Source organism: Ulvibacterium sp. (genome assembly GCF_965228935.1).
In the GTDB taxonomy this organism is placed as follows: Bacteria; Bacteroidota; Bacteroidia; order Flavobacteriales; family Flavobacteriaceae; genus Ulvibacterium.
On sequence record NZ_OZ245846.1, the window covers coordinates 1,402,052 to 1,427,574 of the forward strand.

A 25,523-nucleotide genomic window follows, 5' to 3' on the forward strand; every position below is an offset into this window, starting at 1 on the left:
GAAAAGTTAAAAGATCCGTCCCGCTACTTTACAGTGCGCCTTGGGACAGGGGTCTAAGATGAGCCTTCAACAGCATTGGAAATGACCATTAACCCAAAAAATTGGTAGAATCATAACACGAATCTCCTAAAAGGAAAATCATCAAAAAACGGAAATTATGTTGTTCAACTTCATCAAAATCGCGCGTCGCAAATTATGGAATAAAAAAGGAAGCACTTTTACCAAACTGTTTAGCCTGGCTGTTGGGATAGTAAGTCTGTTTTATATCGCCATCTATCTGTATCAGGAATTGAATTACGATACTTTTCATGCAAATTATGAAAAAATCACCAAGATCAATACGACCATTGAGTCCCCTACGGGAAACCTCTCGCTGGGTCTTAGTGCCGTGCCGGTAGGCCCTTATGTAAAGTCCCAGTCCCCCGCTGTGGAGGAATTTGTCCGTATCAACAAGGAATATGGGAGTCATGCCATTAAACATGGGGACAAACTCTTTTCCGAGAGCGAGAACATTTATTATGCGGACCCCACCTTTTTTAAGGTATTCAACTTTGATTTGGTCGCCGGAAATCCGTCAACTGCCTTGGATGGCCCGGATAAAATAATCCTTACCGAAAATACGGCCATAAAGTACTTTGGAAGTGCAAACGCTCTGAACAAAGTATTGCTTTACGACGATGTGCCATTTATGGTTTCGGGCGTTATCCGAAATATTCCCTCTAACTCGCATCTGCAGTTCGATTTTTTGATTTCGATGGCAACTTTTCTTAAAGATAGGCCCAATGTGAATGAGAATTGGGAATGGTTCCCCATGAACACGTATTTTTTGTTGAAGGACAAACAGAGCCATACCAATTTGGAGGAAGTATTGCGTACCATTCCCCAGTATCTTGAGGAGAGCAATACCCATGATAAGTACATACTCTCCCTGGAACCTCTGAATGGATTACATTTCAGTTCCCCAAAACTGGGTGAACTGGGACCAAAAGGAAAGCGTTCCAATCTGTATATCCTTTTTGCCATAGGAATTATGATACTTTTATTGGCGGTTTCCAATTTTATAAACCTAACGACGGCACAACTTTCGGTGGAAGCCAAGGATGTTTCCGTTAAGAAGACCATTGGTGCCTCTAAACATGACATTTTCAAACAGTTTTTTGTAGAATCGCTATTGCTTACCCTATTGGCAACGGTATTGTCCATAGTGCTGACCCTCTTTACGTTTCCATTTTTTGAAAACCTTATGGGAGGCCGTTTCGATGTTGCCTTTCTTTCAAATCCCCTTTTTATTTTACTGCTTCCCTTGATTCCTCTAATACTAACCTTACTAGGAGGGATATATCCGGCGGTAAAGTTTGCCCGGATTTCAACTATCCATAAACCCAAGCTGGATGGCAAGTATACCCATGTCCTGAATACAAGGACCTCCTTATTGATTTTTCAGTTTGCCATAACAAGTGCTCTGGTTATAGGATCATGTATTATTTATTACCAATTGAACTATATCCAAAATCAGGATTTAGGTATGGATACCGCGCATAAAATCGTTTTGGATTACGGCCCGAATTCGACCATAGGAACAGCTTTTGAGTCCCTAAAGCAGGAACTTGGGGCTATTCCCGGAGTGGAGGCAGTAACCTTTAGCTCCCATGTTCCCGGCCAGATACCAAATGGGGTGGCAACACAATTATTGGATGTAAACGGAAGAAGTAGTAATGGGGAAATAAATCTAAACCTAGTGGACTACAACTTTGTGGAAGACTATGGGCTACAGCTCATAGCGGGGAGGGATTTTAGAAAGGGCCCGGCGGACGAGACCTCGGCCCTGATTTTGAACGAGGCGGCCGTAAAGGCCTTTGGATATGAAAATCCCGAGGATATCCTGGGGGTCTCCTTTGAACAATGGGGTGGCAATGGTACGGTAATCGGGGTCGTAAATGATTTTAACTATTTATCCCTTCATGAGGAAGTAGGCTTATTATCCTTAAAAGTATGGCCGGAACAGTTTATGAAAATCACACTTACCGTTGCCCCCAACAGCGTAAAGGAAACGTTGGAAAAATTGGAAAGTAAATGGGCTTCGTTGTATCCCGGTATCCCCTTCAACCATTATTTTGTAGATGACAACTTCAAGGCCCAATATGATAAAGACCGGCAATTTGCCACTATCATCAATGTGTTTACGATTATCTCTATTTGTATCGGTATTTTGGGCTTGATCGCCTATGCCCGATTCTGGTGCGAGAGACGTAGAAAGGAAATGTCCATACGCAAGGTTTTGGGTGCCAGTGCCATGTTGCTCGTTTGGAAGCTCCTAAAAAGCTTTAGTATTCCGGTATTGATCGGTTTTGGTATCGCCGTTCCTGTCTCCTATTACTTGGGAGGACAGTGGTTGCTTGAATTTGCCTATCGTTTTGACCTAAACGGGTACTTCTTTGCCTTGCCTTTGGCACTGCTCTTGGTATTGGTATGGTTTTCCGTAGGCACCCAGACGTTACGATTGGTCTTGACCAATCCAGTAGATAACTTAAAAGAAGAATAAAAGTACATCGCATGTTTAAAAACTATCTAAAAATCGCCTGGAGAAGTCTCCTTAAAAATAAAGGCTATTTCTCGATCAATGTGTTGGGGCTATCCATTGCCTTGACCGTGTCCTTTTTGATGTTGCTTTGGGTACAGGATGAATACGGTATGGATAAATTTCATGCCAATGACGATCAGCTGTACCGGGTAAAACGCACCATTCCCTTGGAGGAAGGTGTTTTGGACGTATATGCTGGAATATCCTACCCGCTCCTTAGGACGGCTAAGGAACAACTACCCGAAATCGAAAAGTACATTACCCTGGGCCGTAGTTTTGAGGATAACCTGAAGTTGGACAATATTGATTTTAGGGCCTCAGGTGCGTTTGCCAACGCCGATTTCTTTTCCAGTTTCTCCTTTCCGATACTGTTGGGAGATATTACACAATTGGACAAAAAACCGGAAGCCCTAGCCATTTCCGAAAGTCTGGCAAAACGATTTTGGGGGTCGGATTGGCCCAAAAAAGCCATTGGAAGTAGCGTTACCATCTTGGATAACGGGGATTTTACCGTTGAGGCGGTCTACAAGGATTTTCCGAAACAATCCTCCATTCAAAACGATTTTTATTACAGCTTTGACAAATACCTGAATGATAACGATTGGATGCTGGAGTGGGGCAACAACGGAATGCAAGGCGCCTTTTTGTTGCGACCCGATGCCGACCCACAGGAAGTTTCCGCAAAGTTGAACAAACTGTTTCAGGCCAATATACAGGGAGAATTTAAGGAAGGTTGCTTTCTTCAAAAATTTTCGGACGATTATCTGTACAATCAATTTGATGAAAAGGCCCAGGTGAGTGGTGGCCGCATAGCGTATGTGCGGATATTTACCCTGGCCGCCATTTTTTTATTGATTATTTCATGTATCAATTTTGTAAACCTCTCAACGGCCCATGCTACCAAAAGAGCAGGTGAAATAGGGGTACGCAAGGTAATAGGGGCCAAAAGAGACAACCTTATGGGGCAATTTCTTACCGAGACATCCCTAATTACCGGGATATCGTTTTTGATTGCCTATATGTTTACCCTGTTGCTTTTGCCGAGTGTTAATGGTCTTGTAGAAAAACAACTTTCGTTGAATTCTACGGAACCGCTTATTTGGTTGGGCGTTTTTGTCGTTTTTGTATGTACCACCCTGCTGTCCGGAGTCTATCCGGCCCTGGTCATTTCATCTTTTAGGCCCATTGCCGCATTGAAGGGTCAGGGCCAGGAACAGAAAAACACCATATCCCTAAGAAAGGCCTTGGTCGTGCTACAGTTTGGATTGACCTCCCTTCTCATCGTGGCGGCCTTGGTCGTACAATTGCAAATTGAGTATATCAATCAAAAAGATTTGGGAATTGCGAAGGAACAAATGGTATCGCTTCACCAGGATAAAGCACTGACCGCGAAGTATGAGGTACTGCGTAACGAACTGCTTACCTCCAATGCCATTGAGGATGTTACCTTGGCCGGTCCCTCCCCCTTAAATATGGTGGCTTCCTCCAGTGGGGTCAGTTGGCCGGGCAAGACCCTGGAGCAAGAGAATATTGAATTTTCCCTGCTTTGGACCGCCCATAATTTTAACGAGGTGTTCGATATTCCGTTAAAAGAGGGGAGCTATTACCGTGAAGGGAGTTCGGATACCCTGAACATTGTTCTTAACGAAAAGGCCATAGAGATTATGGGGATTAAGGATCCCATAGGAAAAAGCATTCAGCTATGGCGCAAACCCCGTCAGATAATCGGGGTACTCAAGGATTTTCACAACCGGTCCTTATACGAGCCCATACAACCTGCGGTCTTCCTTTTGGATCCTGACAATGCCGGAAGTATGTTCGTAAAATTGGAAGCCGGAAAGACCAAGGAAGCCTTGGCTTCGTTACAAACGGTATTTACAGAAACCTTACCGGATCTGCCACTTCATTACGGTTTTGTGGATGAGGAATATGCTATGGCTTATAAAAGTGAGACCCTTACCGGGATCTTGGCCTACTATTTTGCCATCATTTCCATCCTCATTTCATGCTTGGGACTTTTTGGCCTGGCCACCTTTATGGCCAAACAACGAACCAAGGAAATCGGCATCCGAAAAGTGCTTGGCGCAAGTGTGGGAAGTATTATTGCACTTGTCTCCAAGGATCTGATGAAACTGGTGTTACTGGCGGTATTGATAGCATCGCCCGTTGCCTATTACTTTATGAGTACTTGGTTACAGGGGTTTGCCTATAAAATCCAAATCCACTGGAGTGTATTTGTACTAACCGCGGGGTTTGCCATACTGATTACCTTGTTTACCGTAGGGTGGCAATCCATAAAATCGGCCAATGCCGATCCAGTGAAGAGCTTGAGAACGGAATAAAACAAATACGGACCTGGCAGGTTTTCCACCTATGCTTCGACCCAGCTCAGCAATCGGGCGGACAAGTCTCAACCTGGCAGGTCTACTAGAAAACGAGAACCATGTTGAAGAATTATTTAAAAATCGCCTGGCGAAGTATTCAAAAAGAGAAGTTTTTTACCGGTATAAAAATTGGTGGCTTTGCCCTTGGGATTGCTGCCTGCTTACTAATTGCGCTATTCATAAGGGACGAATTGGGCTATGATACACACTACTCCCAATCAGATCAAATGTATAGGGTGGTCATGCAGGCCGAAATTGATGGGGAAATGAAAAAGAGCACCCATTTTCCATTGCCCATGGCTCAAACACTGGAGGCGGATTTCCCCGAAATTGAAAAGGCCGGCAAAATATATGGCTCTGCCCTTTCTTCCGGAGGAAAAAGGGCCTTCCGCCCGTTCGCAGAAACCCAGAATGTTTTTGAGCAGGGTTTTTTGTACGGAGACCAGAATATATTCGAAATATTGGAAATCCCACTCCTACAAGGCAACCCTAGAGAAGCATTGATAGGGCCGCGAAACTTGGTTATCTCGGAATCAAAGGCAGTAAAATACTTCCCCAAGGGAAAAGCCTTGGGACAGACCTTGATCTTGGACGACGATGCTTCAAGACCATATACCATAACAGGTGTGATGCCCGATTTTCCAAGTAATTCGCATCTTCACTTTAATTTCTTGTTGCCTATTGATGACTCCAATGCAAGTTGGACTTCGCAAAACTATTTTACCTATGTCCTTTTGGATGGAAAAAGCGATGTAATTGCGTTACAGGACAAAATGCGTTCCATACTAAAGAAGTACGTTATTCCCGCACAGATAAAAAGGGGTAGGGATGCCTCTTTTATAGACATTTTAAAGAGGATAACCTACAAATTACAGCCAATTGGCGACATCCATTTAAAATCGGACATCGAAATGGCCGATGGATTACCGCACGGAGATATCCGCTTTGTATATCTATTTGCAGCTATTGCGGGGTTCATATTGCTTTTGGCATGTATCAATTTTATTAACTTGTCAACGGCAAGATCGGCGAATAGGGCAAAAGAAGTGGGTTTGCGCAAGACCGTTGGTGCGTTCAAGAGCAACCTTATGGCCCAGTTTCTTACGGAATCCATTTTATTTAGCCTTGTATCCTTTGTTATCGGTGTATTGACCGCATGGACGTTACTTCCTCTTTTCAACTCCATTACTGGGAAGACCATAGAAATGCCTTGGACCGCATGGCCGTTTATACCTGTTCTACTTATCTCTGCATTGATTATTGGTATTATCTCGGGATTGTATCCGGCGTTTTACCTCTCTGCTTTTAGACCGGTGAATGTTTTAAAGGGAAGTTTAAACATAGGGGGTAAAAGTGGCAAATTACGCAGTGGACTGGTTGTTTTTCAGTTTGCAACATCGGTTGTTTTGATTATAGGAACGCTGATTATCTACAAGCAGATGAATTTTATCCTGGAAAAGGACTTGGGGTACGATAAGGAACAGGTCGTGGTTTTGGAAGGTGCCAATATATTGGGGAGCAAGGCAGATAGCTTTAAGGAACAGCTCTTGCAATTGACCCAGGTAAAGAAGGTTTCCGCAAGTGACTATTTGCCTGTTGAAGGTTCCAAACGAAATCAGACCACCTTTACTGTGGTAGGCGAGGGAAGCGAAAACGTCGGTGTTTTGAGCCAAACCTGGCGTATAGACTATGACTATATTAAAACCATGGGCATGCAAATAGTGGAAGGACGGGATTTTTCAAGGGATTTTGCCTCCGATTCGGTCAACTCGATTATTATCAACAAAAAAATGGCACATGATCTGGGGCTTGAGCAACCCTTGGGGAAACAGATCGATAACAATTACCAGCATTGGATCATTGTAGGGGTCGTGGATGACTTTCACTTTAAATCCATGAAAGAAGATATTACTCCTCTGGCCCTATGCGTTGGTAGCGATCTTGGAACCATCGCAGTAAAGGTTGATCCAGGGAACATTGCCGAATCCCTAGCTGCGATTACGGCCATTTGGGACCGCAATGTGCCCAACCAAGCTTTGAGCTATACGTTCTTGGATCAAAGATTTGCCCAAATGCACAATGACGTACTACGGATGGGCCAGATTTTCAACAGCTTTGCCCTCTTTGCCATTTTCGTTGCATGTCTTGGTCTTTTTGCCCTGTCCGCATTTATGGTAGAACAACGAAAAAAAGAAATAAGCATACGCATTGTCTTGGGTGCCCCTTTCCAGGCAATCTATACACTATTGACCTGGGATTTCTTAAAGTTGATTTTGCTATCGATTCTTATTGCGGTGCCCATTGGGTGGTATATGATGCATCGTTGGCTTGAGGATTTTGCCTATAGAATCGATTTGGGTTGGCAGGTATTCCTGAGCGCTGGGGCCATTGCCCTAATCATTGCGTTGTTTACAATCAGTTATCAATCTATTAGTGCCTCATTGACGCAGCCATTAAAAAGTTTGCGCTCGGAATGACGAAATACCCGTCAGGTTTCCGGAAACCTGACAGGTCTAAACAAAAAAAGAAAACATGCTCAAAAACTATTTAAAAATCGCTTGGAGGAATATTATGGGGAACAAGCTCCACGCCTTTATCCACGTAACCGGATTGGCCGTAGCATTTTCCATCTGCATCCCATTATTTCTTGTAGCCTATTTCCATTTGAGCTTTGATTCCTTTCATGAGGAAAAAAGCCAATTGTTCCGAACGTCACGTTTTACGAACCGGGTACAAGGCCCTGAGGTAAGCTCCCAAATGCCATTGCCGGCGGCAACTGCCCTTGTGGCCGAAATTCCGGAAATCGAAGCTGCAGTAACGGTCAATTCGGGAATGCTGGAGAACATTGCCTATGGGAATAAAAATTTAGAACGGTTGGTTACCCGGACCGAACCCGATTTCTTCGACCTCTTTACTTTTCACATTCTAAAGGGGGATAGAGGGACGGTGCTTTCCGGCATACATGATATCGCTCTGAGCGAAAGTACGGCCCATGCCATTTTTGGGGATACAGACCCTATCGGAGAGGAATTAAAAATAGGCAAACCAGGGGAAGAACAAATCTATTCGGTGTCCGCCGTAGTAAAGGACGCTCCAAAAAATAGCAGCATCCGTTTTGACGCCGTTGCCCGAATAGAATCGCTCAATGGCTATACCGAAAACAAAAATAACTGGGCATCAAACGCATCCAACGTCTTTATCAAGATTGTCAAGAATACCGATCTTAGGATAGTCGAGGACAAATTGATTCCATTTGTGGAGAAATATTATCCCGAACAATTGGCACAATTGAAATCCGAGCATCCAGCAGCAATGGAAACCCGTGAGTTGCTCAATATAAGTTTGACCAATATCGAGAACATCCATTTTTCCGGAGAGCGGAGCGCCCCAAAGACCTTGATATACGCTATTATGGCTTTGGGTGCTTTTATTCTATTGATTGCCTGTTTCAATTTTGTAAATCTCAATATGGCCCAATCCTTTAAAAGAAGCCGTGAATTGGGGGTGCGCAAAACATTGGGAGCCTTTAAGGGACAGCTTTTTCTACAGCTTTGGGGAGAAGCGTTTCTGCTCTACTTTTTCGGTTTTAGTATAGGTATGGTAGTTGCATATCGATTATTACCGTCCTTTAGCGCGCAGTTTGGAGGTGGGCTGGACATTGCCGTATTGTTCCATCCTACCTTTTTGGCCATACTGGCCAGTGTCTTTATCGGTGTCACTTTGATAGCCGGAGGCTATCCTGCGCTTAAAATGGCCAATTTCCGACTGGTTGAAATTTTAAAGGGCAATGTATCTACAAAAAAACCTGGAGCGTTACGAAATACCTTGTTGATAGGTCAGTTTGCAATTTCCAGTCTATTGATATGTGTGAGTTGGATAGCTGGCCAGCAACTTGATTTTTTACGGGAGATACCCATAGGGTTCGATAAGGAGCAAGTGGTTAGCATTCCTGTGGGTCATCAGGAAGATGGCCGAAAGGTACTGGCACGGATGCGAAATGAACTTGCGGATAATTCCGATGTTGTTTCTATTGCAGGTGCAGGAGGAAATCTGGGTAGGGGACGGGACCGTACAACTTCTACTTCGATCGTTGGGCTGGATTACGATCAAAAACAGATTTCGGCCTACAGACTTTTGGGCGATTTCGGTTATTTAAAAACGTTACGTATTCCCATCCTAAAGGGAAGGGATTTTGATCCAGCCTTTGGTACGGACATCACAAATGCGGTAATCGTTACGGAAAGTTTTGCAAGGGCCATGGGAGAGCCTGATCCCGTTGGAAAGTATCTGGACGGGGAAGAGGGAAATCAAATAATCGGGATGGTTCCGGATTTCAATGCCTACTCCCCATCCGAAAAAACGCTGCCAATCCTCATTGACCTTTCCGCCGATGAAGCCATCAATTATATATTTCTAAAAGTGAACACGGATAATCCACAGCTCGCTATGGAGCAGCTTGCCTCGGTCTGGGAAAAAGTAGCCCCCAAATCGTTATTCAATGCTTCTTTTTTGGATGAAAACCTTCAGGCCTGGTATGAAGTGGAGCAAACGATGACCCGGATTTTTGGACTTGCTTCGGGCATAGCCATTTTACTTTCCTGCCTGGGACTTTTTGCCATTTCCCTATTGGTCATAGAGTTACGTACCAAGGAAATAGGTATTCGAAAAGTGATGGGCGCCTCGGTCAGGGGTATTGTACGAATGATTTCCATTCACTTTTTAAAGCTGGTATTCATAAGCCTCGTCATTGCCGTGCCTTTGGCCTGGTATGCGATGCAAAATTGGATCGAAGGTTATGAGAATCGAATAGCAATCAATCCGTTGACATTTGTTTGGGTAGGTTTTCTGGTTGCCTTAATTGCTGTACTTACCGTAAGTTTTCATGCTATAAAAGCAGCCTTGGCCAACCCGGTAAAAAGTTTACGGACAGAATAGAAAAAACACCTATCATGCTGAAAAATCATTTAAAAGTAGCCGTTAGAAATCTTATTCGCCGAAAAAACCACACGCTGATCAATATTGGAGGTTTGGCCCTAGGCATTGCCGTTTGTTTTGTGATCTTTATCATTACACAATTTGAATCGAGTTTCGATGATTACCATGAAAACAAGGATCGCGTCTTTCGTGTTTTAACGGAGTACCATCATGCCGAGCCTGAAATCTTCTATGGCAGTGGGGTTCCGTATCCATTGCCCGAAGAACTTAAAAATTCTTTCCCGGAATTGGAGAAAGTATCGGCAATATATTCCGATGGTGATGATCAGATATTGGTGCTGGATGCGAACGGAAATCCGGTTAAGAAGTTCAAGGAGAAGGAAGGGGTGTTTTTGGCGGAACCTGCCCTATTCGATATTTTGGATTATGAATGGCTGGCCGGTACCCCAGCTTCCTTAAAAGACCTGAACAACGTAGTTCTCGTAAAAGAAACCGCTGAGCGGTATTTTGACAACTGGGAAGATGCGGTAGGAAAGACCATTAAATGGAATAACAATGAAGTTTTGACCGTGACGGGTATTTTGGGAACCATACCAACAAATACAGATTTGCGGTTTAAGGCGGTAATATCCTATGGTACCGGTTATACGACCAACTTTCAAAACTCGGACAACTGGAATGGCACTAATGGAAGGTTTGGCTGTTTTGTGCTATTGCCCCCAAATGTTTCGGAACGAGATATCAATGCCCGATTAAAAGTACTGTCCCAGGAAAAAAAGACAGGCTACAACAAAGATATACACTTATTGCAGTCCTTGGATAAGATCCATTATGATGCCCGGACCGGAAATTATAGTGGAAAAACAATAAGTCAAAAGCTGATAAACATCCTTTGGCTCATCGGGATTTTCATTCTTTTGATTGCCTGTATCAATTTCATAAACCTCTCTACGGCACAAGCTGTAAACCGTTCCAAAGAGATAGGGGTAAGAAAGGTCATTGGTAGTACAAAAACCCAATTGAAAATACAGTTTCTGGCCGAAACCTTCCTAATCGTTATGGCCGCGATTTGTATGGCATCCATAATCGTCTTTGCGTTCTTGCCGACTATCGCTAAACTTTTGGATTTATCCCTCTCCATTACCTCGGTCTTGGATTTGAAGACCTTTATGTTACTGGGTATACTGGCCTTGGCCGTGACTTTTTTGGCAGGCTTTTACCCCTCATGGGTGCTTTCCAGGTTCAATCCCGCTTCCGCACTAAAAAACCAGGGAAAAGTTGGTAAAAATGAAGGTATTACCTTAAGGCGAAGTCTTGTTGTTTTTCAATTTGCCATTGCACAGGCACTTATTTTTGGAACAATGATCATGGTGCAACAGATGGATTATTTTACCAACCAATCTATGGGCTATGACAAAGAAGCTATTGTAAACGTATTGATACCTCGGGATAGTATTAGCATGGGAAAAATTGATTATTTGAGCAATACATTATTGGCTACAAACGGCATCCGGAATGTAAGCTTTAGTTCCAATACTCCCACCGAGTATAGGACAAACAATTGGTCGAGGTTTGTATACGACAACGCATCCAAGGAAACGGACTTTTATAGCATACGAAAAGGAATTGATCATAATTATTTAGAGACTTATGGACTTTCCCTGGTGGCCGGTAGGAATGTAAAAAAGCCTTCGGAGGCTGTGGAAGTTCTGGTAAACGAGGATTTGATGAAACGCCTTGGAGTCACCGACCCAAACGAAATCCTAAACAAAAAGGCAAGCCTGGCGGGCGGTAGAATAGAGGGCAAAATAGTTGGTGTAGTGAAGGACTATCACAGTAGTACGTTCAAGGATGGAATGTCCTCCATAATAATGGTCAATAGAAAAAGCTGGTTTAATTTGGCAGGAATCAAATTGGCAACGAACAATATTTCAAATAGCATACCGGCCATTGAAAAAATATGGGACGATACCTTTCCCAATTATGCATTTGAGTACCAGTTCTTGGATGATAAGATTGCCAATTTTTATGCGGAGGAAAAAAAGCTGTCCCAAATGTATAAGTTGTTTGCTCTTATCGCAATTTTATTGAGTTGCCTTGGGCTTTACGGATTAGCCTCCTTTATGGTGAACCAACGTACGAAAGAAGCGGGCATCCGAAAAGTTTTGGGAGCAACGGTGGGCCATATCGTATATCTATTTTCCAAGGAATTTATCATATTGATAGCCATAGCATTTCTTATAGCCGCTCCATTGGCATGGCATTTTATGGGACAATGGTTGGAGGAATACACCTACCACATTGACATAACTTGGGCCATCTTTGTTTTGGGCGGGGCGGGAGCATTGCTGATTGCTTTATCCACGGTTAGTTATCAGGCAATCAAGGCTGCCATAGCCAATCCCGTGGAAAGTTTACGAACGGAATAAACGAATCTATACCCGTCAGGTTTTCCGCCAAAAAAGGGCGGACAAGCTCAAACCTGACGGGTCTCTAAAACAACAAAAGCCCATGTTACGACATTACGTAAATCTTTTTAAGCGAAACATTTTAAAGTACAAATTCTCCTTTTTTATAAATATGGTAGGGCTATCCACGGCCCTCGCCTGTGCTACCCTAATTTACTTGTGGGTAAATGATGAGTTGCTTACCGACAAGTTCCATGATAAAGATGATCGGATCTTTCATTTGATGGAGTTTTATGAATTTCCACAGCAGACCATTGCGAATGAAGTTACCTCCGGAAACATGGCCCAGCTTTTGCTCAAGGAAATGCCGGAAGTGGTCCGTACGGTTCGGGTAGCAAAATACTTGGACAACGCAACACTTTCCCTAGCGGACAAGACGATAAAGGGGGTTGGCCATTACGTAAGCAAGGACTATTTTAAGGTGTTCTCCTTTCCCCTGATCCAGGGCGATAAGAACAATCTTTGGGCCGATACGAATACCATAGTACTGTCCGAAACCATGGCGAATTCCTTTTTTGGCTCATCTAGACAAGCCATGGGAAAAACGCTCACCCTTCAAAATGAAAAACAGTTCTCGGTATCCGGTGTTTTCAAGGATATTCCGAAGCAATCTTCCGAAAAGTTCGATTTTGTGTTATCGTATGAAGAGCTCATCCCTTCCCAGCCCAATCTTATGGATTGGGGGAGCCAATCCACCCACCTATACCTTCAAATGGAACCAGGGATCAATGTTCTTGCCTTCAATGAAAAAATCCATGATTTTATTCGGGAAAAGACGGGCAACAGACAAATGCACCGTACCCCTTTCATAAAAAAGTACTCGGAGGAATATTTGTATGGAAAATATGAGAATGGCGTGCAAGCGGGAGGAAGGATTACTTATGTAAAACTGTTCGCTATCATCGCACTGTTTATTTTGGTCATCGCCTGTATCAATTTCATGAACCTATCGACTGCCAGGGCATCCCGTAGACTCAAGGAAATCGGTGTCAAGAAAGTGGTCGGGGCCAATAGAAAAGCCTTGATCTTCCAGTATCTGACCGAAGCCATAGCCTTGACATCCATGGCATTGGTGCTTTCCTTGATTTATGTGGCCCTGTTATTACCGGAGTTTAACCAGATTACGGGAAAACAGCTGACCATGGATTTTAGTCTCGGATTTATACTTTCTTTATCGGCCATAACCCTGTTCACCGGATTACTTTCCGGAAGCTATCCGGCCCTGTACCTTTCCGGTTTCAATCCCGTGTCCATTTTAAAAGGGAAATTGAATACCTCAATTGGAGAGGTATGGACCCGCAAGGGACTTGTTATCATCCAGTATACAGTCTCCGTAATCCTTATTGTCTCCGTTCTGGTGGTATACCAGCAGATCGAGTTTATACAAAACAAAAACCTGGGCTATAGTAAAGAACAGATTATTCATTTTGATCGGGAAGGAAAAACAATGGATCAAGGTCATATGGATACTTTTTTGGCGGAATTGGAAAGGGTGCCCGGGGTCGTCAGCGCCTCCAGTAGCCGAAACAAGATGACCAATCAAGGTTGGGGAGTAGGTGGCTTTGACTGGGAAGGAAAAGACCCTAATGACCATACCTCGTTTCAAAACATGATAGCCTATTATGGCTTGCTCGAAATGTTGGATATTGAGCTGGTAGAAGGAAGGACGTTCTCCAAAAATTTTACTTCGGAGGATACCAAGGTCATTCTCAACGAAGCTGCCATTGCCCATATGCAATTGGAAGACCCTGTGGGAAAGACCATCAATTTTCGGGGTATGGACCGGGAAATTATTGCAGTGGTCAAAAACTTCCATTTTGAATCGCTGCACGAGAACATTAAGCCAATGATCATCAATTTATGGCCGGACAGGATTTCCAAGTTTATGGTAAAAATTGCGGCTGGCAAGGAAAAGGAAACCTTGGCCCTATTGGAGGATTTATACCAAGAGTTTAATCCCGGTTTTTTGTTCGATTATAGGTTCCTGGACGAGAATTACCAAGAACTTTACAAAGCGGAACAGCGTGTATCGGTCCTATCCGGGTATTTTGCGGCTTTGGCCATCATCATTTCGTGTTTGGGACTTTTTGGATTGGTCTCCTTTACAGCCGAGCGGAGAAAAAAGGAAATCGGAATCCGCAAAGTGCTGGGAGGGAGCAGTGCCCGTATTTCTTTTTTGTTGTCCGGCGAATTTGTAAAACTCGTATTGATAGCTATTGTGGTAGGACTGCCCATAAGCCATTTGCTGACTAATAACTGGCTTTCGGGATTTGCCTATAAGACCGGGACCAACCTTTGGTATTTTCTCTTGGCCGGAGCTTTTGTAGCCCTTTTTACTATGGTCATGGTAAGTGCGCAGACTCTCGTAGCAGCCAATCGCAACCCTGTAGATTCCCTAAGGAATGAATAAAAAATAGGACAATCATGATAAAAAACTATCTAAAGGTTGCCTGGCGCAATTTATCCATAAGCCCTTTTCAAACTTTTATTAAAGTTTTTGGACTGTCAATTGGAATCGCCAGCGTTATGCTCATTCTTTTTCATATAAAGGACGAGTTGAGTTTTGACCAAGCATTTTCGAAATCGGATCGGATTTTCAGGGTAACGAATGAAAATTTGGGCGAAGGGGCACGCCATTGGGCCGCTACACCTCCACCGATGGGGCCTGAGATACAACAGCAATTACCAGAAGTGGAATCGGCCGTACGATTTCATCGTCCATCGGCGTATCAACTCCTGAGTCATACATCCAAAAGTGGAGACACAAGAAAATTTGAAGAAAGGGGGGGATTTATTGTTGATCCCGGGGCTGTAGAAATGTTTGACCTCGAATTTGTCCGAGGGGATGCAACTACGGCTCTCTCTGAAATGAACAGCATTGTTTTGACCGAGGAAATGGCCCTAAAGTATTTCGGCAATGAAGACCCTTTAGGAAAAGTAATCATGGACAATATTGCCCGTATTCCATTGAAAGTCTCCGGAGTCATTGCCAAATTCCCGTTCCAGACACATTTAAAGTTTGACTATTTACTTTCCATGCCCACCATAAGCAACTATCAAGATCAAGGCGCCCTGTCAAGTCGGGGATGGTCCGGGTTCTATACCTATATCCAATTGAGGGAAGATGTGCCATTGATTTCGATGACATCCAAAATGGAGAAGTTCATGGTTCAATTTTATGGGCCTCATGGGGAAACTCCGTCGGAGACTTTGGCCGCCCGAAAGCTTCGTCTTCAACCCATAACCGATATCCATCTATACTCCAAATTGGAAAAGGAAATGTATCCCAATAGCGATATCACTTATGTATACATTTTCGCTTTCGTAGCCCTATTTATTTTGCTTTTGGCAGCTGTCAATTTCATAAATATTTCTACCACACAATCGTTCGGCAGGATCAAGGAAATAGGAGTCCGAAAAGTTGTAGGAGCCAAAAGGAAACAACTTATCCAGCAGTTTTTAATGGACTCCCTACTCGTCACGTTTCTTTCCATGATAGTAGCGTTGGTGATTTTCGGGTCGGCCATTCCCTATTATGACGACCTCACCTCAAAACCATTTTACCAAGAGAACATATTTACCCTATCCAATTTTGGTATTTTGTTATTGATGCTTATAAGTATTGGGATATTGGCCGGTCTTTATCCGGCTGTGTTTGTTTCTAGATTTCATCTTGTTTCATCGCTTAATAGTAAGAGGAATTCTGGCCCCCGGATACAAATAGTCAGGAACTCACTTATTGTTTTTCAGTTTGTAATATCCGTATTTATGATTGTAGGAACCGTTATCATTTACAATCAGATGAATCTGTTCCATCACAAGAATTTAGGGTTTGATAAGGAGCAGGTACTGGCCATTACCATGCATAGGGAAATGTGGGAGAATTATGGGGCGTTGAAGGCCAAGTTGTTGGAAAATCCCGCAATCGAAAATTTTTCGACTACCACGAACATTCCTGGAAATCGATTTGGCTCTTATTTTCTTACACCTCTTGGGAATACACAGAAGGTTACGGAAGGGTTTGATGCCCGACTGATGTTGTCCGATGAAAAGTTCCTATCCACATTGGATATTCCTATAAAAGAGGGGCGGGACTTTTTCCGTCAAGAACCCAATACAGGAAATAAGGAATGCATCATCAATGAGGCAGCGGCAAAACTATTCGGGTCAAATAATCCTGTGGGAAAAAGAGTAGCTATAGGGAGGGATACAGCAAACATTGTGGGCGTGGTTAGGGACTTTAATTTTGCCTCCCTTCATTCGCCAATTGAACCTTTAGTGATACAGTACAATCCCTATGCGGGGGGCCACCTACTTATAAAGGTGCAGGAGAATCAATTGCCTCGGACTATTGCATATATGGAGAAAAGCGTGGAATCCATAGCTCCCTCCAGTACGTTCTCCTATTCATTTGTCGATGATAGGTTAGACGGACTTTATGATGCAGAAAATAGAATGAGCAAGGTTTTTAATGTCTTTGCCCTACTATCCCTGTTGATTTCATGTCTTGGACTTTATAGTCTATCGGCATATATGGCCAGTATCCGGATAAAGGAAATTGGAATACGCAAGGTGCTTGGTTCAAGTAAAATGGATATCATAGGAATTCTGTCCAAGGATTTTTTAAGACTTGTCTGTGCAGCTATACTTATCGCCACTCCCTTTACCTATTTTACCATGGAAAGATGGCTTCAGGATTTTGCCTATCGTATTGAAATGCAATGGTGGATGTTCGGTTTGGCAGGTGTGCTCGTACTATTCATAGCAATTGTCACCCTAAGCTATCAAGGCATAAAATCAGCAAATGCAAATCCCATAGAAAGCTTAAGAACCGAATAAAAGAAAAACGATGTACAAACTATTCCTAAAAATTGCGACGCGTTACCTGTTAAAGAACAAGCTCTATTCCTTTATCAACATTTTTGGGCTGGCCATTGGGATTGCGTCATTTGTTTTGATCATGCTTTATGTGAATTATGAGCATAGCTATGACAAATTTAAAGGTTCCGATCATGTGTACAGGGTTTATATGGATTATCTGGAAGGGGATAAATATGTGCCAGGAGATGCTGAAGCCTATATAGCGAGTGGTCCCGCACTAAAAGCTGAATTTCCAGAAATTCAAGATTTTGTGCGGTTTAGGCGTCTCAACGATTTGGTGGTGCTAAGGGACAATTATCCCTATGACAATATTGTTGGGTCTTTGGCCGACTCTGAATATTTTGACGTTTTGGACCATGGCCTGGTCAAAGGCGATGTAGAAACCGCCCTTAAGGAACCCTATTCCATAGTATTGAGCACCCTTTTGGCCAAAAAGATTTTTGGAGATATGGATCCTATTGGAAAAGCTTTAAAAATAGCGGGGGATGATACAGTATCGTTTACCGTAACAGGGGTGATGGATAATAGCGGCAGAAACACCCACATTAAAAACGATTTGCTGGTTTCCTTTAAGACCTTTTATTCTTGGAAGGTTTTTGAAGGAGATTGGAAATATACGTGGAACCAAAATGTGTATTACACCTACCTTAAACTAGCAGAAAATTCCGATGTCCAGTTGCTCAATCAAAAAGTAATGAACTTTAGACCCAAGGGGTTTGAATTTCAGGAAAAACATCACCTTGAACCAATCGAGGACATTCATTTGTACTCCAATAAACCCTTTGAAGCCGAAGCCAATGGCAGTGGCAGTAGCGTAAGGCTTTTGGCAATAATAGCTTTCATCACCTTGGTCCTGAGCTGGATGAACTATATGAATCTATCCAGTAGTAAATCCTTGGAGCGTGCCAAGGAAATTGGGATCCGCAAGGTTGTTGGTGCCCAAAAAACGCAACTGGTTCTACAGTTTTTGCTGGAATCTGCCCTATTGAATGGCATTGCCGTTATTTTGTCCCTTTTGGCTGCCTATCTGTTACTCCCAAGCTTCAACGCTTTTGTGGAACAAGACTTGGGCTTGGACGGAAAACAGTTGAAAGGCCTATTGCCTTATTTTGGCATCCTTGTAATGGGGGCCACTTTGGCGGCTTTTTATCCTGCCTTTATATTGAGCCGATATAATCCGGCCAAAGCGTTAAAAGGGAAGGTTCAATCCTCAAGAAGTGGTCTCACCTTTAGGAAGGGACTTATCGTCTGTCAATTTATAGCTACCATTGCCTTGCTCACGGGCACCTTTGTGGCCAATAAACAGATTCATTATTTAAAGAATCGGCCTATCGGGGCCAACCTAAACCAGATTGTTGCGCTTAGCGGGCAAGTGTTCGATCGTGAGAAAGATTCCCTTTTTCACCAAGACATTAACATATTTATCAATGAACTAAAAAACAGCCCTTACGTCAGCAATGTAACAGGAGCAAGTACTTATCCCGGAGATGATTTCTTGGAAATAAATTCAAGTGTAGGATTGACTTTCCCAAATGGCCATACCGATGAAAAGCATATTTGGTACCATTATGCCGCTAGACCGGAATATTTTGAGGTAATGGAAATGGACTTTGTAGCGGGAGAAGCCTTTAAGGAAACCGCAAGGGGTTTTAGCAACAATATAGTCATCAATGAAAAGATGGCCCATTTCATGGGAATTGATGACATGCAAAGTCTTATTGGAAAAACCATCAGATTCGGAGAAAGTGATTGGCCCATAAGTGGTGTGGTCAAGGATTACAATCATTTTGGAATGAAATCACCCGTGGTTCCCTTGATTATAAGGCATTACAAAGAAACGGATAATATCTTGGTGAAATTCAATGAAAAGGCCTTGACATCGGCAGGAATGGATAAGGCTTTGGCAGAGTTCAATAAAATATGGCTCGTAATATTTCCGCAAAGTACTTATAATTATTCCTTCTTGGATGAACAATTTGAAGCGTTATATAAAAAAGACCGTAAATTCAGTCGGGCATTTCAAATCTTTACAATTCTAGCAATCCTAATAGCCTCTATGGGACTGTTTGGCCTAACTTCTTATACCGTTGTACAGCGCAAAAAAGAAATCGGTATCCGAAAGGTAAACGGCGCCACAATAGCACAAATTCTCTCGCTGCTGAACAAGGACTTTGTAAAATGGGTCGGTCTCGCCTTTGTCATGGCCGTGCCCATATCCTGGTATGCCATGGATCAGTGGCTAGAAGGCTTTGCTTATAAAACAAGCATCAGTTGGTGGATTTTTGCCTTGGCCGGATTAACGGCTCTTGCCATTGCCTTGATTACGGTAAGCTGGCAAAGTTTTCAAGCGGCCGTGGCCAACCCCGTGGATAGTTTACGAACGGAATAAGACAAAACAGGGATCCGTCATGTCACTGGAAACCTGACGGGTCTCAAAAACCAAAAAACCATGTACAAACTATTTCTGAAAATTGCCACACGTTACCTGTTAAAGAACAAGCTATATTCCTTTATCAACATTTTTGGTCTGGCTATTGGTATTGCCTCTTTTGTCTTGATTATGCTCTATATAAACTACGAATATAGTTATGACACCTTTAAAGGCTCCGATAACGTATATCGCGTATATATGGACTATACAGAGGATGGGGTCTTTGTTCCAGGTGATGCACAAACCTATAATCTAAGTGGCCCTACGCTAAAGGAGGCTTTTCCCGAGATTGAGGAATTTGTACGATTGGCCCATATTACCGATGTTTCGTTAAAACAGGAAAACACCCTGATCAATGAGCTAAAAGGAGCCTTGGCGGATCCTTCCTTTTTTGATGTTTTTGGGTATCCCTTACTAAGGGGCGATCAAAATACCGTTTTAAGGAAGCCTTTTACCGTTCTATTGACGGAGTCCTTGGCCCAAAAAATCTTTGGCGACGAAGATCCCATTGGGAAAGCAATCTCTGTCTTTTTTGGGGTGGAAACCATTTTTACGGTAGATGGCATACTGAAGGATTTCCCCCCCAATATCCATATGAAAAACGATTTTTTGATGTCCTACAATACAATATCCACATGGAAAGGTTATCGAAACAACCCGGAACCCAATTGGAACGGCAATAGTTATTTCACCTACCTAAAACTGGATGGGAATGCAAATGCGGAGATATTGAAACAAAAGGTCATGGATTTTAAGGTAGAGGCCCTACCCTACGAAAGGCATAACCTGGAACCCTTGGAGGACATTCACCTCTATTCCGATAAGCCCTATGAGGCCGAGGCCAATGGCAGTGCCGACAGGGTGAGCTTTTTGTTGGCTATAGCTGTGATTATTATAGTGCTATCCTGGTTGAATTACATTAATCTCTCCACGGCCAAATCTTTGGAACGGGCTAAGGAAACCGGAATCCGTAAAGTGGCCGGGGCACAAAAACCACAGATTGTTCTTCAGTCGTTTTTGGAGTCTTTCCTGCTCAACTTCATCGCCATGGCGATAGCAACAGTGCTTATACTGATTGTGTTGCCTCTATTTAACAGTTACATTGGAAAGGAATTGACCTTGGACTTTTCTACTATCAAGGCATTTCTCCCTATGATTGGCTTTATTCTAATGGGAACTGTCGTATCGGGCATGTATCCGGCATTTGTTTTGGGCAACTATACACCCGCCAAGGCCCTAAAAGGAAAAATCCGTTCTTCTAGAAGTGGCCTGACCATTAGAAAAGCTTTGATAACCGGTCAATTTCTGGCCACGATTATTTTAATCATTGGTACGATAGTGGTGACCAAGCAGATCAACTTCCTGCAAGATCAACCCATTGGGGCCAACTTGGATCAGGTGGTAGCGATTCACGGAAAGGTAATGGGCAGTAGGCCCGATTCCCTGGTAAGAAACGATATCGAGACCCTCAAGAACGAGCTTAAAAAACTTCCGTTCGTCAAGACCACTGTTCTCGCCCAGACGTATCCGGGCGGTGAATATGACAACCTGAATTCCAATGTAGGAATCACGTTTCCGAATGGCCAAAGGGATGACAAACGCATATGGTACAATTACGCCGTTGGCCCCGAATATTTTGAGTTGATGGAATTGGAATTTGTTGCTGGAGGCCCCTTTTTGGAAAATACCGAAAGCTGGAGCAATCGGATCGTAATGAACGAGCGGTTTGTAAGGCATATGGGGATTCCTAACGCCGAAGAGGCCGTGGACAAACCATTAAAGTTCTTTGGCATGGACTGGGTCATTTCCGGTGTCATCAAGGATTATCATCATTTTGGCCTCAAGACTGGCATAGAACCCATGATTTTGAGATATAATAGGGATGTGAGCAATGTGCTCATAAAAATTGACCAAAAAGCCTTATCAACAGCGGGAACAAGTGCGGCAATCTCCCAAATAGAGAACAAATGGAATGCAATGTTTCCGGAGAGTACGTTCAACTACACCTTTTTGGATCAAAAATTCGAAGCGCAATACAACGGGGATAAGGCCTTTGGTACTGCTTTTCAAATCTTCACGATTTTGGCAATACTTATTGCGTCCATGGGACTTTTCGGGTTGACCTCCTATACCTGTATCCAAAGAAAAAAGGAAATAGGCATCCGAAAGGTCAATGGTGCAAGAATACATGAAATTCTGTCCCTGCTGAACAAGGATTTTGTAAAATGGGTCGGTCTCGCCTTTGTCTTGGCCATACCCATATCCTGGTATGCCATGAACCAGTGGCTCCAAGGTTTTGCCTATAAAACGAATATCAATTGGTGGATTTTTGCCTTGGCCGGATTAGCGGCTCTTACCATTGCGTTGCTCACCGTAAGCTGGCAAAGTTTTCAAGCGGCCGTGGCCAATCCCGCGGATACCTTGAAGGACGAATAAATTTGTTTCCTAAAGAGGAAGTTTACGGGGTAAATCCGCCAAAAAAACAATCATCCTCGCATTGTAAAATATTTGGACAACACTTGTCCAAATATTTTACATAAAACCAATCAAAAAATCTCTATTTCCAACGTAAACTTTTGATTGTAAACCACTTATGTTTTTGGCATAGAAATCGATTTGGCTTGCAACGTAGTTGCAGCCATGGCTCTGGGCACTACTCTATATCATTTGAAATGGAGGACTATTTTGTGAAATCGCTTATTACGAATTGATAAATCAAACACAAATGACTGGATTGAAATCATATTTAAGGCACTTGGTCAAAAATAAATTGTACACTATCGTAACGGTCTTGGGTTTTGCCATTTCCTTGACCTTTATCCTTTTGTTGAGCGTCTATATCAAAAATGAATTGTCCGTTGATAAATTCCATGTGAACAAGGAACGCATTTACCGATTGGAAAACGAAACGGTTGATTTTTCACCTCCCATAGCGGAAGACTTAAAAAATAGTATTCCGGAGATAGAGGATTTCACAAGGGCTTTGGAGAGCGACGGAAGAATTATGATAGCCGGTGGCCCAAAACTAAAAATGAATTATTTGGGTGTAGATGCTTCCTTCTTTGATATTTTTTCATTTCCACTCTTAAAAGGGAAACCCGGAGAAGTTCTTCAAACAGCCAACAGTATCGTGCTTTCAAGATCCATGGCCATCAAGTTGTTCGGCTCCATTGATGTTGTCGGTAAATCGGTATTCATGAACACCGACCATAAATATATGGTAACAGGTATTATGGAGGACTTTCCCGAAAACACGCATTTCATGCAACAGGATGCGCTTTTCAATATGAAAGCTTTTGAAAAGTTATGGGGCTTTGAAAACATCATGGAAGAATATGGCTTCTGTTCCATAAGCATTTATTTCTTGGCGAAGGCAAATTCCAACCTTCCCGCAAAAGCACCGGAAATATTGGAAAAATTCAAAAAGGATTTTTGGCTATATATGGAGGGCTGGGCGAGTATTGTGGAATTCACTCCCTTGGAAGAACTTTATTTTAGCCCAAAAGTTGGCAATGGCACCCAAAGTAATAGCCGAACATTGATAACTATACTTTCTGTCATTGTTTTGCTCATACTGTTACTTGCAGTGGGCAATTATGTGAATCTCACCATTGCACAGGCCACTTTCCGGGGGAAGGAAGTCGCCATAAAAAAATTATTGGGAAGCTCCAAAAAGCAATTGTTCCTTCAATTTATCCGAGAGTCCATTTCCCTTTGTTTGGTGGCTGTTCTGTTGGCGCTGATCTTGGCAAAACTGATCGAACCGATTTTTGATTCTTTGTTGAATACGAGGCTACATTTAAACGATAAGGTAGATATCCCGAACCTACTGGCCCTACTGGGGATATTTGGTTTGATAGGGTTTTTATCCGGTATTTTACCAGCCCTAAAAATTGCCGATTTTAAACCTATTGAAGTTGTCAACGGGGCGTTTCGGACAAAAGTGAAAAGTGTTTATGGAAAGGCCTTTATTACGTTTCAATATACCGTTGCCATTGCCCTATTGGCCTGTAGCTGGATCATCATAAAACAAACCAATTTTTTACGTGGCCAGGATCTAGGTTTTCAAAAGGACAATATTGTCCATCTGGAATATCTGGGCAGCAATGAACAAAAAGAACCCATAAAAAATGCCCTGCTGCAAATTCCCGGTGTAGAGGATGTTTCCTTGACTTGGCAAAGTCCCTTGAGTGGAGGAAGTAATCAGACCTTTGATTCCAAGGGAAAATCAGTGAGCTTTCAGGAGTTTGCAATAGACTCGTCCTTTTTCAATGTGTTCAATATCAAAATGCAACGTACCAGTGTGGCCTACTCTGAAAATGGGGTATATCTCAATGAGATGGCCGTCAAGGAATTAGAGCTAGGTGAGAACCCTGTTTCTTTTATGATGGGCGAAATAGAAAAACCCATTTTAGGTGTGGTCAACGATTTTAATTTTAAGGAACTACGTGAAAAAATTGGGCCGTTGATGTTGCGGCAGCAAGTGGCGGACTCCTATGCGGAGAATATTTTTCTCAAAGTTAGCGGAACTAGTTTATTTGATACAGCGGATAAAATTAAAACGACCTATGCCAGTTTAATCGATGAAACCCAATTTGAACTCACTTTTGTTGAGGATACGATTAATCAATGGTATGAAAAAGATGAAAGAACGGGAAAAATTATCGGCTATTTTACACTCTTGTCCTTTATTATTTCCGCAATGGGGATTTTGGCCATGTCAACATTCTACATGCAACAGCGCAAAAAGGAAATTGGTATCCGGAAGGTCAATGGTGCGAACATGGCACAAATTCTTTCGCTCTTGAACAGGGACTTTGTGAAATGGGTCGGTTTGGCCTTTGTTATTGCGGTACCTATTTCATGGTATAGTATGAACCAATGGCTACAGGGCTTTGCCTATCAAACAACCATGAGTTGGTGGATATTTGTCTTGGCAGGGCTAGTGGCCCTGATCATTGCCTTGCTTACGGTAAGTTGGCAGAGTTTTAAAGCGGCAATCACTAATCCAGTAGAGGCTTTGCGGGAAGAATAAACCGTTGTTAAACCTGACAGGTCTCATTGAAATCATCAATTAAGGAACAAAAAACATAGAAAATGAAAAAACTAAACACACTTATTGCATTACTACTATGTATTGCGGTAACCCAGGCCCAGCGTAGCAAAAAGGTAAAGGGCAATGGCAATGAGGTGACCATAGAACGGAACACCCAGGATTATGATGGCTTACGGGTTGGAGGTTCTTTTGAGGTAGAATTGATCCAGGGTCAAGAAGGCCATATTACCTTGAGTGGGGAGGACAATATCCTCGAGTATATTACTACCGAAGTCCAGGACGAGGTCTTGATTATTAAAAAGATTGACAATGTAGACCTTAGGCCATCTAGGGGCAAGAGGGTTCTTATAACCATTCCTATTGAAAGTATCGACGCCATTCGGCTTTCGGGCGCCGGAAGGCTATATAGTCATACGACCCTTAAGGGAGACGATTTCAAAATACGAACCTCGGGTTCCCGGAATTTGAAGCTGTCCATTGAGGCCCGATCGGTGATTGCGGTAAGCTCCGGATCAAGCACTATACAATTAGATGGGAATACGGAGGCATTAGAGGTAACTTCTTCAGGTTCCTCCAATGTGCGGGCCTATGAAATGCTGGCCAACGTAGTAGAGCTTAAGGCCTCTGGTTCTTCCAATATTCGTGCTACGGCTAACGAATCGTTGACGTCCAAAATTTCAGGTTCGGCAAACATACGATATCGGGGCAATCCCGATAAAATATCTAATAAGGTTTCCGGTTCGGGATCGGTATCCAAGAAGTAAAAAATACGTTCGCTTCCTTTTCA

Annotated in this window: 11 protein-coding genes; all 11 read left to right on the top strand. The window is 42.9% G+C overall.

The features are described 5' to 3' along the window. Positions 1-157: 157 nt before the first annotated feature. The 11 genes from ACO06Y_RS05825 (at position 158) to ACO06Y_RS05875 (ending at position 25,500) form a co-directional block, all read left to right on the top strand. Positions 158-2,542, top strand: a complete 2,385-nt coding sequence (locus tag ACO06Y_RS05825) for an ABC transporter permease (protein WP_422082889.1) — start codon at positions 158-160, stop codon at positions 2,540-2,542. Between the two features lie 11 nt (positions 2,543-2,553). Next, positions 2,554-4,923, top strand: a complete 2,370-nt coding sequence (locus ACO06Y_RS05830) for an ABC transporter permease (RefSeq protein ID WP_422082890.1) — start codon at positions 2,554-2,556, stop codon at positions 4,921-4,923. A 101-nt stretch (positions 4,924-5,024) separates the two neighbouring features. Next, positions 5,025-7,442 (top strand): ABC transporter permease, encoded by a 2,418-nt coding sequence (locus ACO06Y_RS05835; RefSeq protein ID WP_422082891.1) that lies wholly within the window; start codon positions 5,025-5,027, stop codon positions 7,440-7,442. A gap of 55 nt (positions 7,443-7,497) precedes the next feature. Beyond that, a complete protein-coding gene (locus ACO06Y_RS05840; protein WP_422082892.1) occupies positions 7,498-9,900 on the top strand; it encodes an ABC transporter permease in 2,403 nt (800 codons plus the stop codon). Between the two features lie 14 nt (positions 9,901-9,914). After that, the gene (locus tag ACO06Y_RS05845) at positions 9,915-12,329 is read left to right on the top strand and encodes an FtsX-like permease family protein (protein WP_422082893.1); all 2,415 of its coding nucleotides are present in this window, start codon (positions 9,915-9,917) and stop codon (positions 12,327-12,329) included. A gap of 82 nt (positions 12,330-12,411) precedes the next feature. Next, the gene (locus ACO06Y_RS05850) at positions 12,412-14,778 is read left to right on the top strand and encodes an ABC transporter permease (protein WP_422082894.1); all 2,367 of its coding nucleotides are present in this window, start codon (positions 12,412-12,414) and stop codon (positions 14,776-14,778) included. A gap of 14 nt (positions 14,779-14,792) precedes the next feature. After that, positions 14,793-17,207: an ABC transporter permease gene (locus tag ACO06Y_RS05855; RefSeq protein WP_422082895.1), complete on the top strand. Its 2,415-nt coding sequence runs from the start codon at positions 14,793-14,795 to the stop codon at positions 17,205-17,207. Positions 17,208-17,217: 10 nt separating this feature from the next. Beyond that, positions 17,218-19,638, top strand: a complete 2,421-nt coding sequence (locus tag ACO06Y_RS05860; protein ID WP_422082896.1) for an ABC transporter permease — start codon at positions 17,218-17,220, stop codon at positions 19,636-19,638. A 60-nt stretch (positions 19,639-19,698) separates the two neighbouring features. Beyond that, a complete protein-coding gene (locus ACO06Y_RS05865) occupies positions 19,699-22,116 on the top strand; it encodes an ABC transporter permease (protein ID WP_422082897.1) in 2,418 nt (805 codons plus the stop codon). Between the two features lie 289 nt (positions 22,117-22,405). After that, positions 22,406-24,715, top strand: coding sequence for an ABC transporter permease (locus tag ACO06Y_RS05870; protein WP_422082898.1), 2,310 nt, complete (start codon positions 22,406-22,408; stop codon positions 24,713-24,715). Positions 24,716-24,777: 62 nt separating this feature from the next. Next, the gene (locus ACO06Y_RS05875) at positions 24,778-25,500 is read left to right on the top strand and encodes a head GIN domain-containing protein (RefSeq protein ID WP_422082899.1); all 723 of its coding nucleotides are present in this window, start codon (positions 24,778-24,780) and stop codon (positions 25,498-25,500) included. The last annotated feature ends 23 nt before the right edge of the window (positions 25,501-25,523 follow it).

Excerpts from the sequence above, each read along its gene's own strand:
- ACO06Y_RS05825 (WP_422082889.1), top strand. The coding sequence starts at position 158 with ATGTTGTTCAACTTCATCAAAATCGCGCGTCGCAAATTATGGAATAAA.
- ACO06Y_RS05830 (WP_422082890.1), top strand. The coding sequence starts at position 2,554 with ATGTTTAAAAACTATCTAAAAATCGCCTGGAGAAGTCTCCTTAAAAAT.
- ACO06Y_RS05835 (WP_422082891.1), top strand. The coding sequence starts at position 5,025 with ATGTTGAAGAATTATTTAAAAATCGCCTGGCGAAGTATTCAAAAAGAG.
- ACO06Y_RS05840 (WP_422082892.1), top strand. The coding sequence starts at position 7,498 with ATGCTCAAAAACTATTTAAAAATCGCTTGGAGGAATATTATGGGGAAC.
- ACO06Y_RS05845 (WP_422082893.1), top strand. The coding sequence starts at position 9,915 with ATGCTGAAAAATCATTTAAAAGTAGCCGTTAGAAATCTTATTCGCCGA.
- ACO06Y_RS05850 (WP_422082894.1), top strand. The coding sequence starts at position 12,412 with ATGTTACGACATTACGTAAATCTTTTTAAGCGAAACATTTTAAAGTAC.
- ACO06Y_RS05855 (WP_422082895.1), top strand. The coding sequence starts at position 14,793 with ATGATAAAAAACTATCTAAAGGTTGCCTGGCGCAATTTATCCATAAGC.
- ACO06Y_RS05860 (WP_422082896.1), top strand. The coding sequence starts at position 17,218 with ATGTACAAACTATTCCTAAAAATTGCGACGCGTTACCTGTTAAAGAAC.
- ACO06Y_RS05865 (WP_422082897.1), top strand. The coding sequence starts at position 19,699 with ATGTACAAACTATTTCTGAAAATTGCCACACGTTACCTGTTAAAGAAC.
- ACO06Y_RS05870 (WP_422082898.1), top strand. The coding sequence starts at position 22,406 with ATGACTGGATTGAAATCATATTTAAGGCACTTGGTCAAAAATAAATTG.
- ACO06Y_RS05875 (WP_422082899.1), top strand. The coding sequence starts at position 24,778 with ATGAAAAAACTAAACACACTTATTGCATTACTACTATGTATTGCGGTA.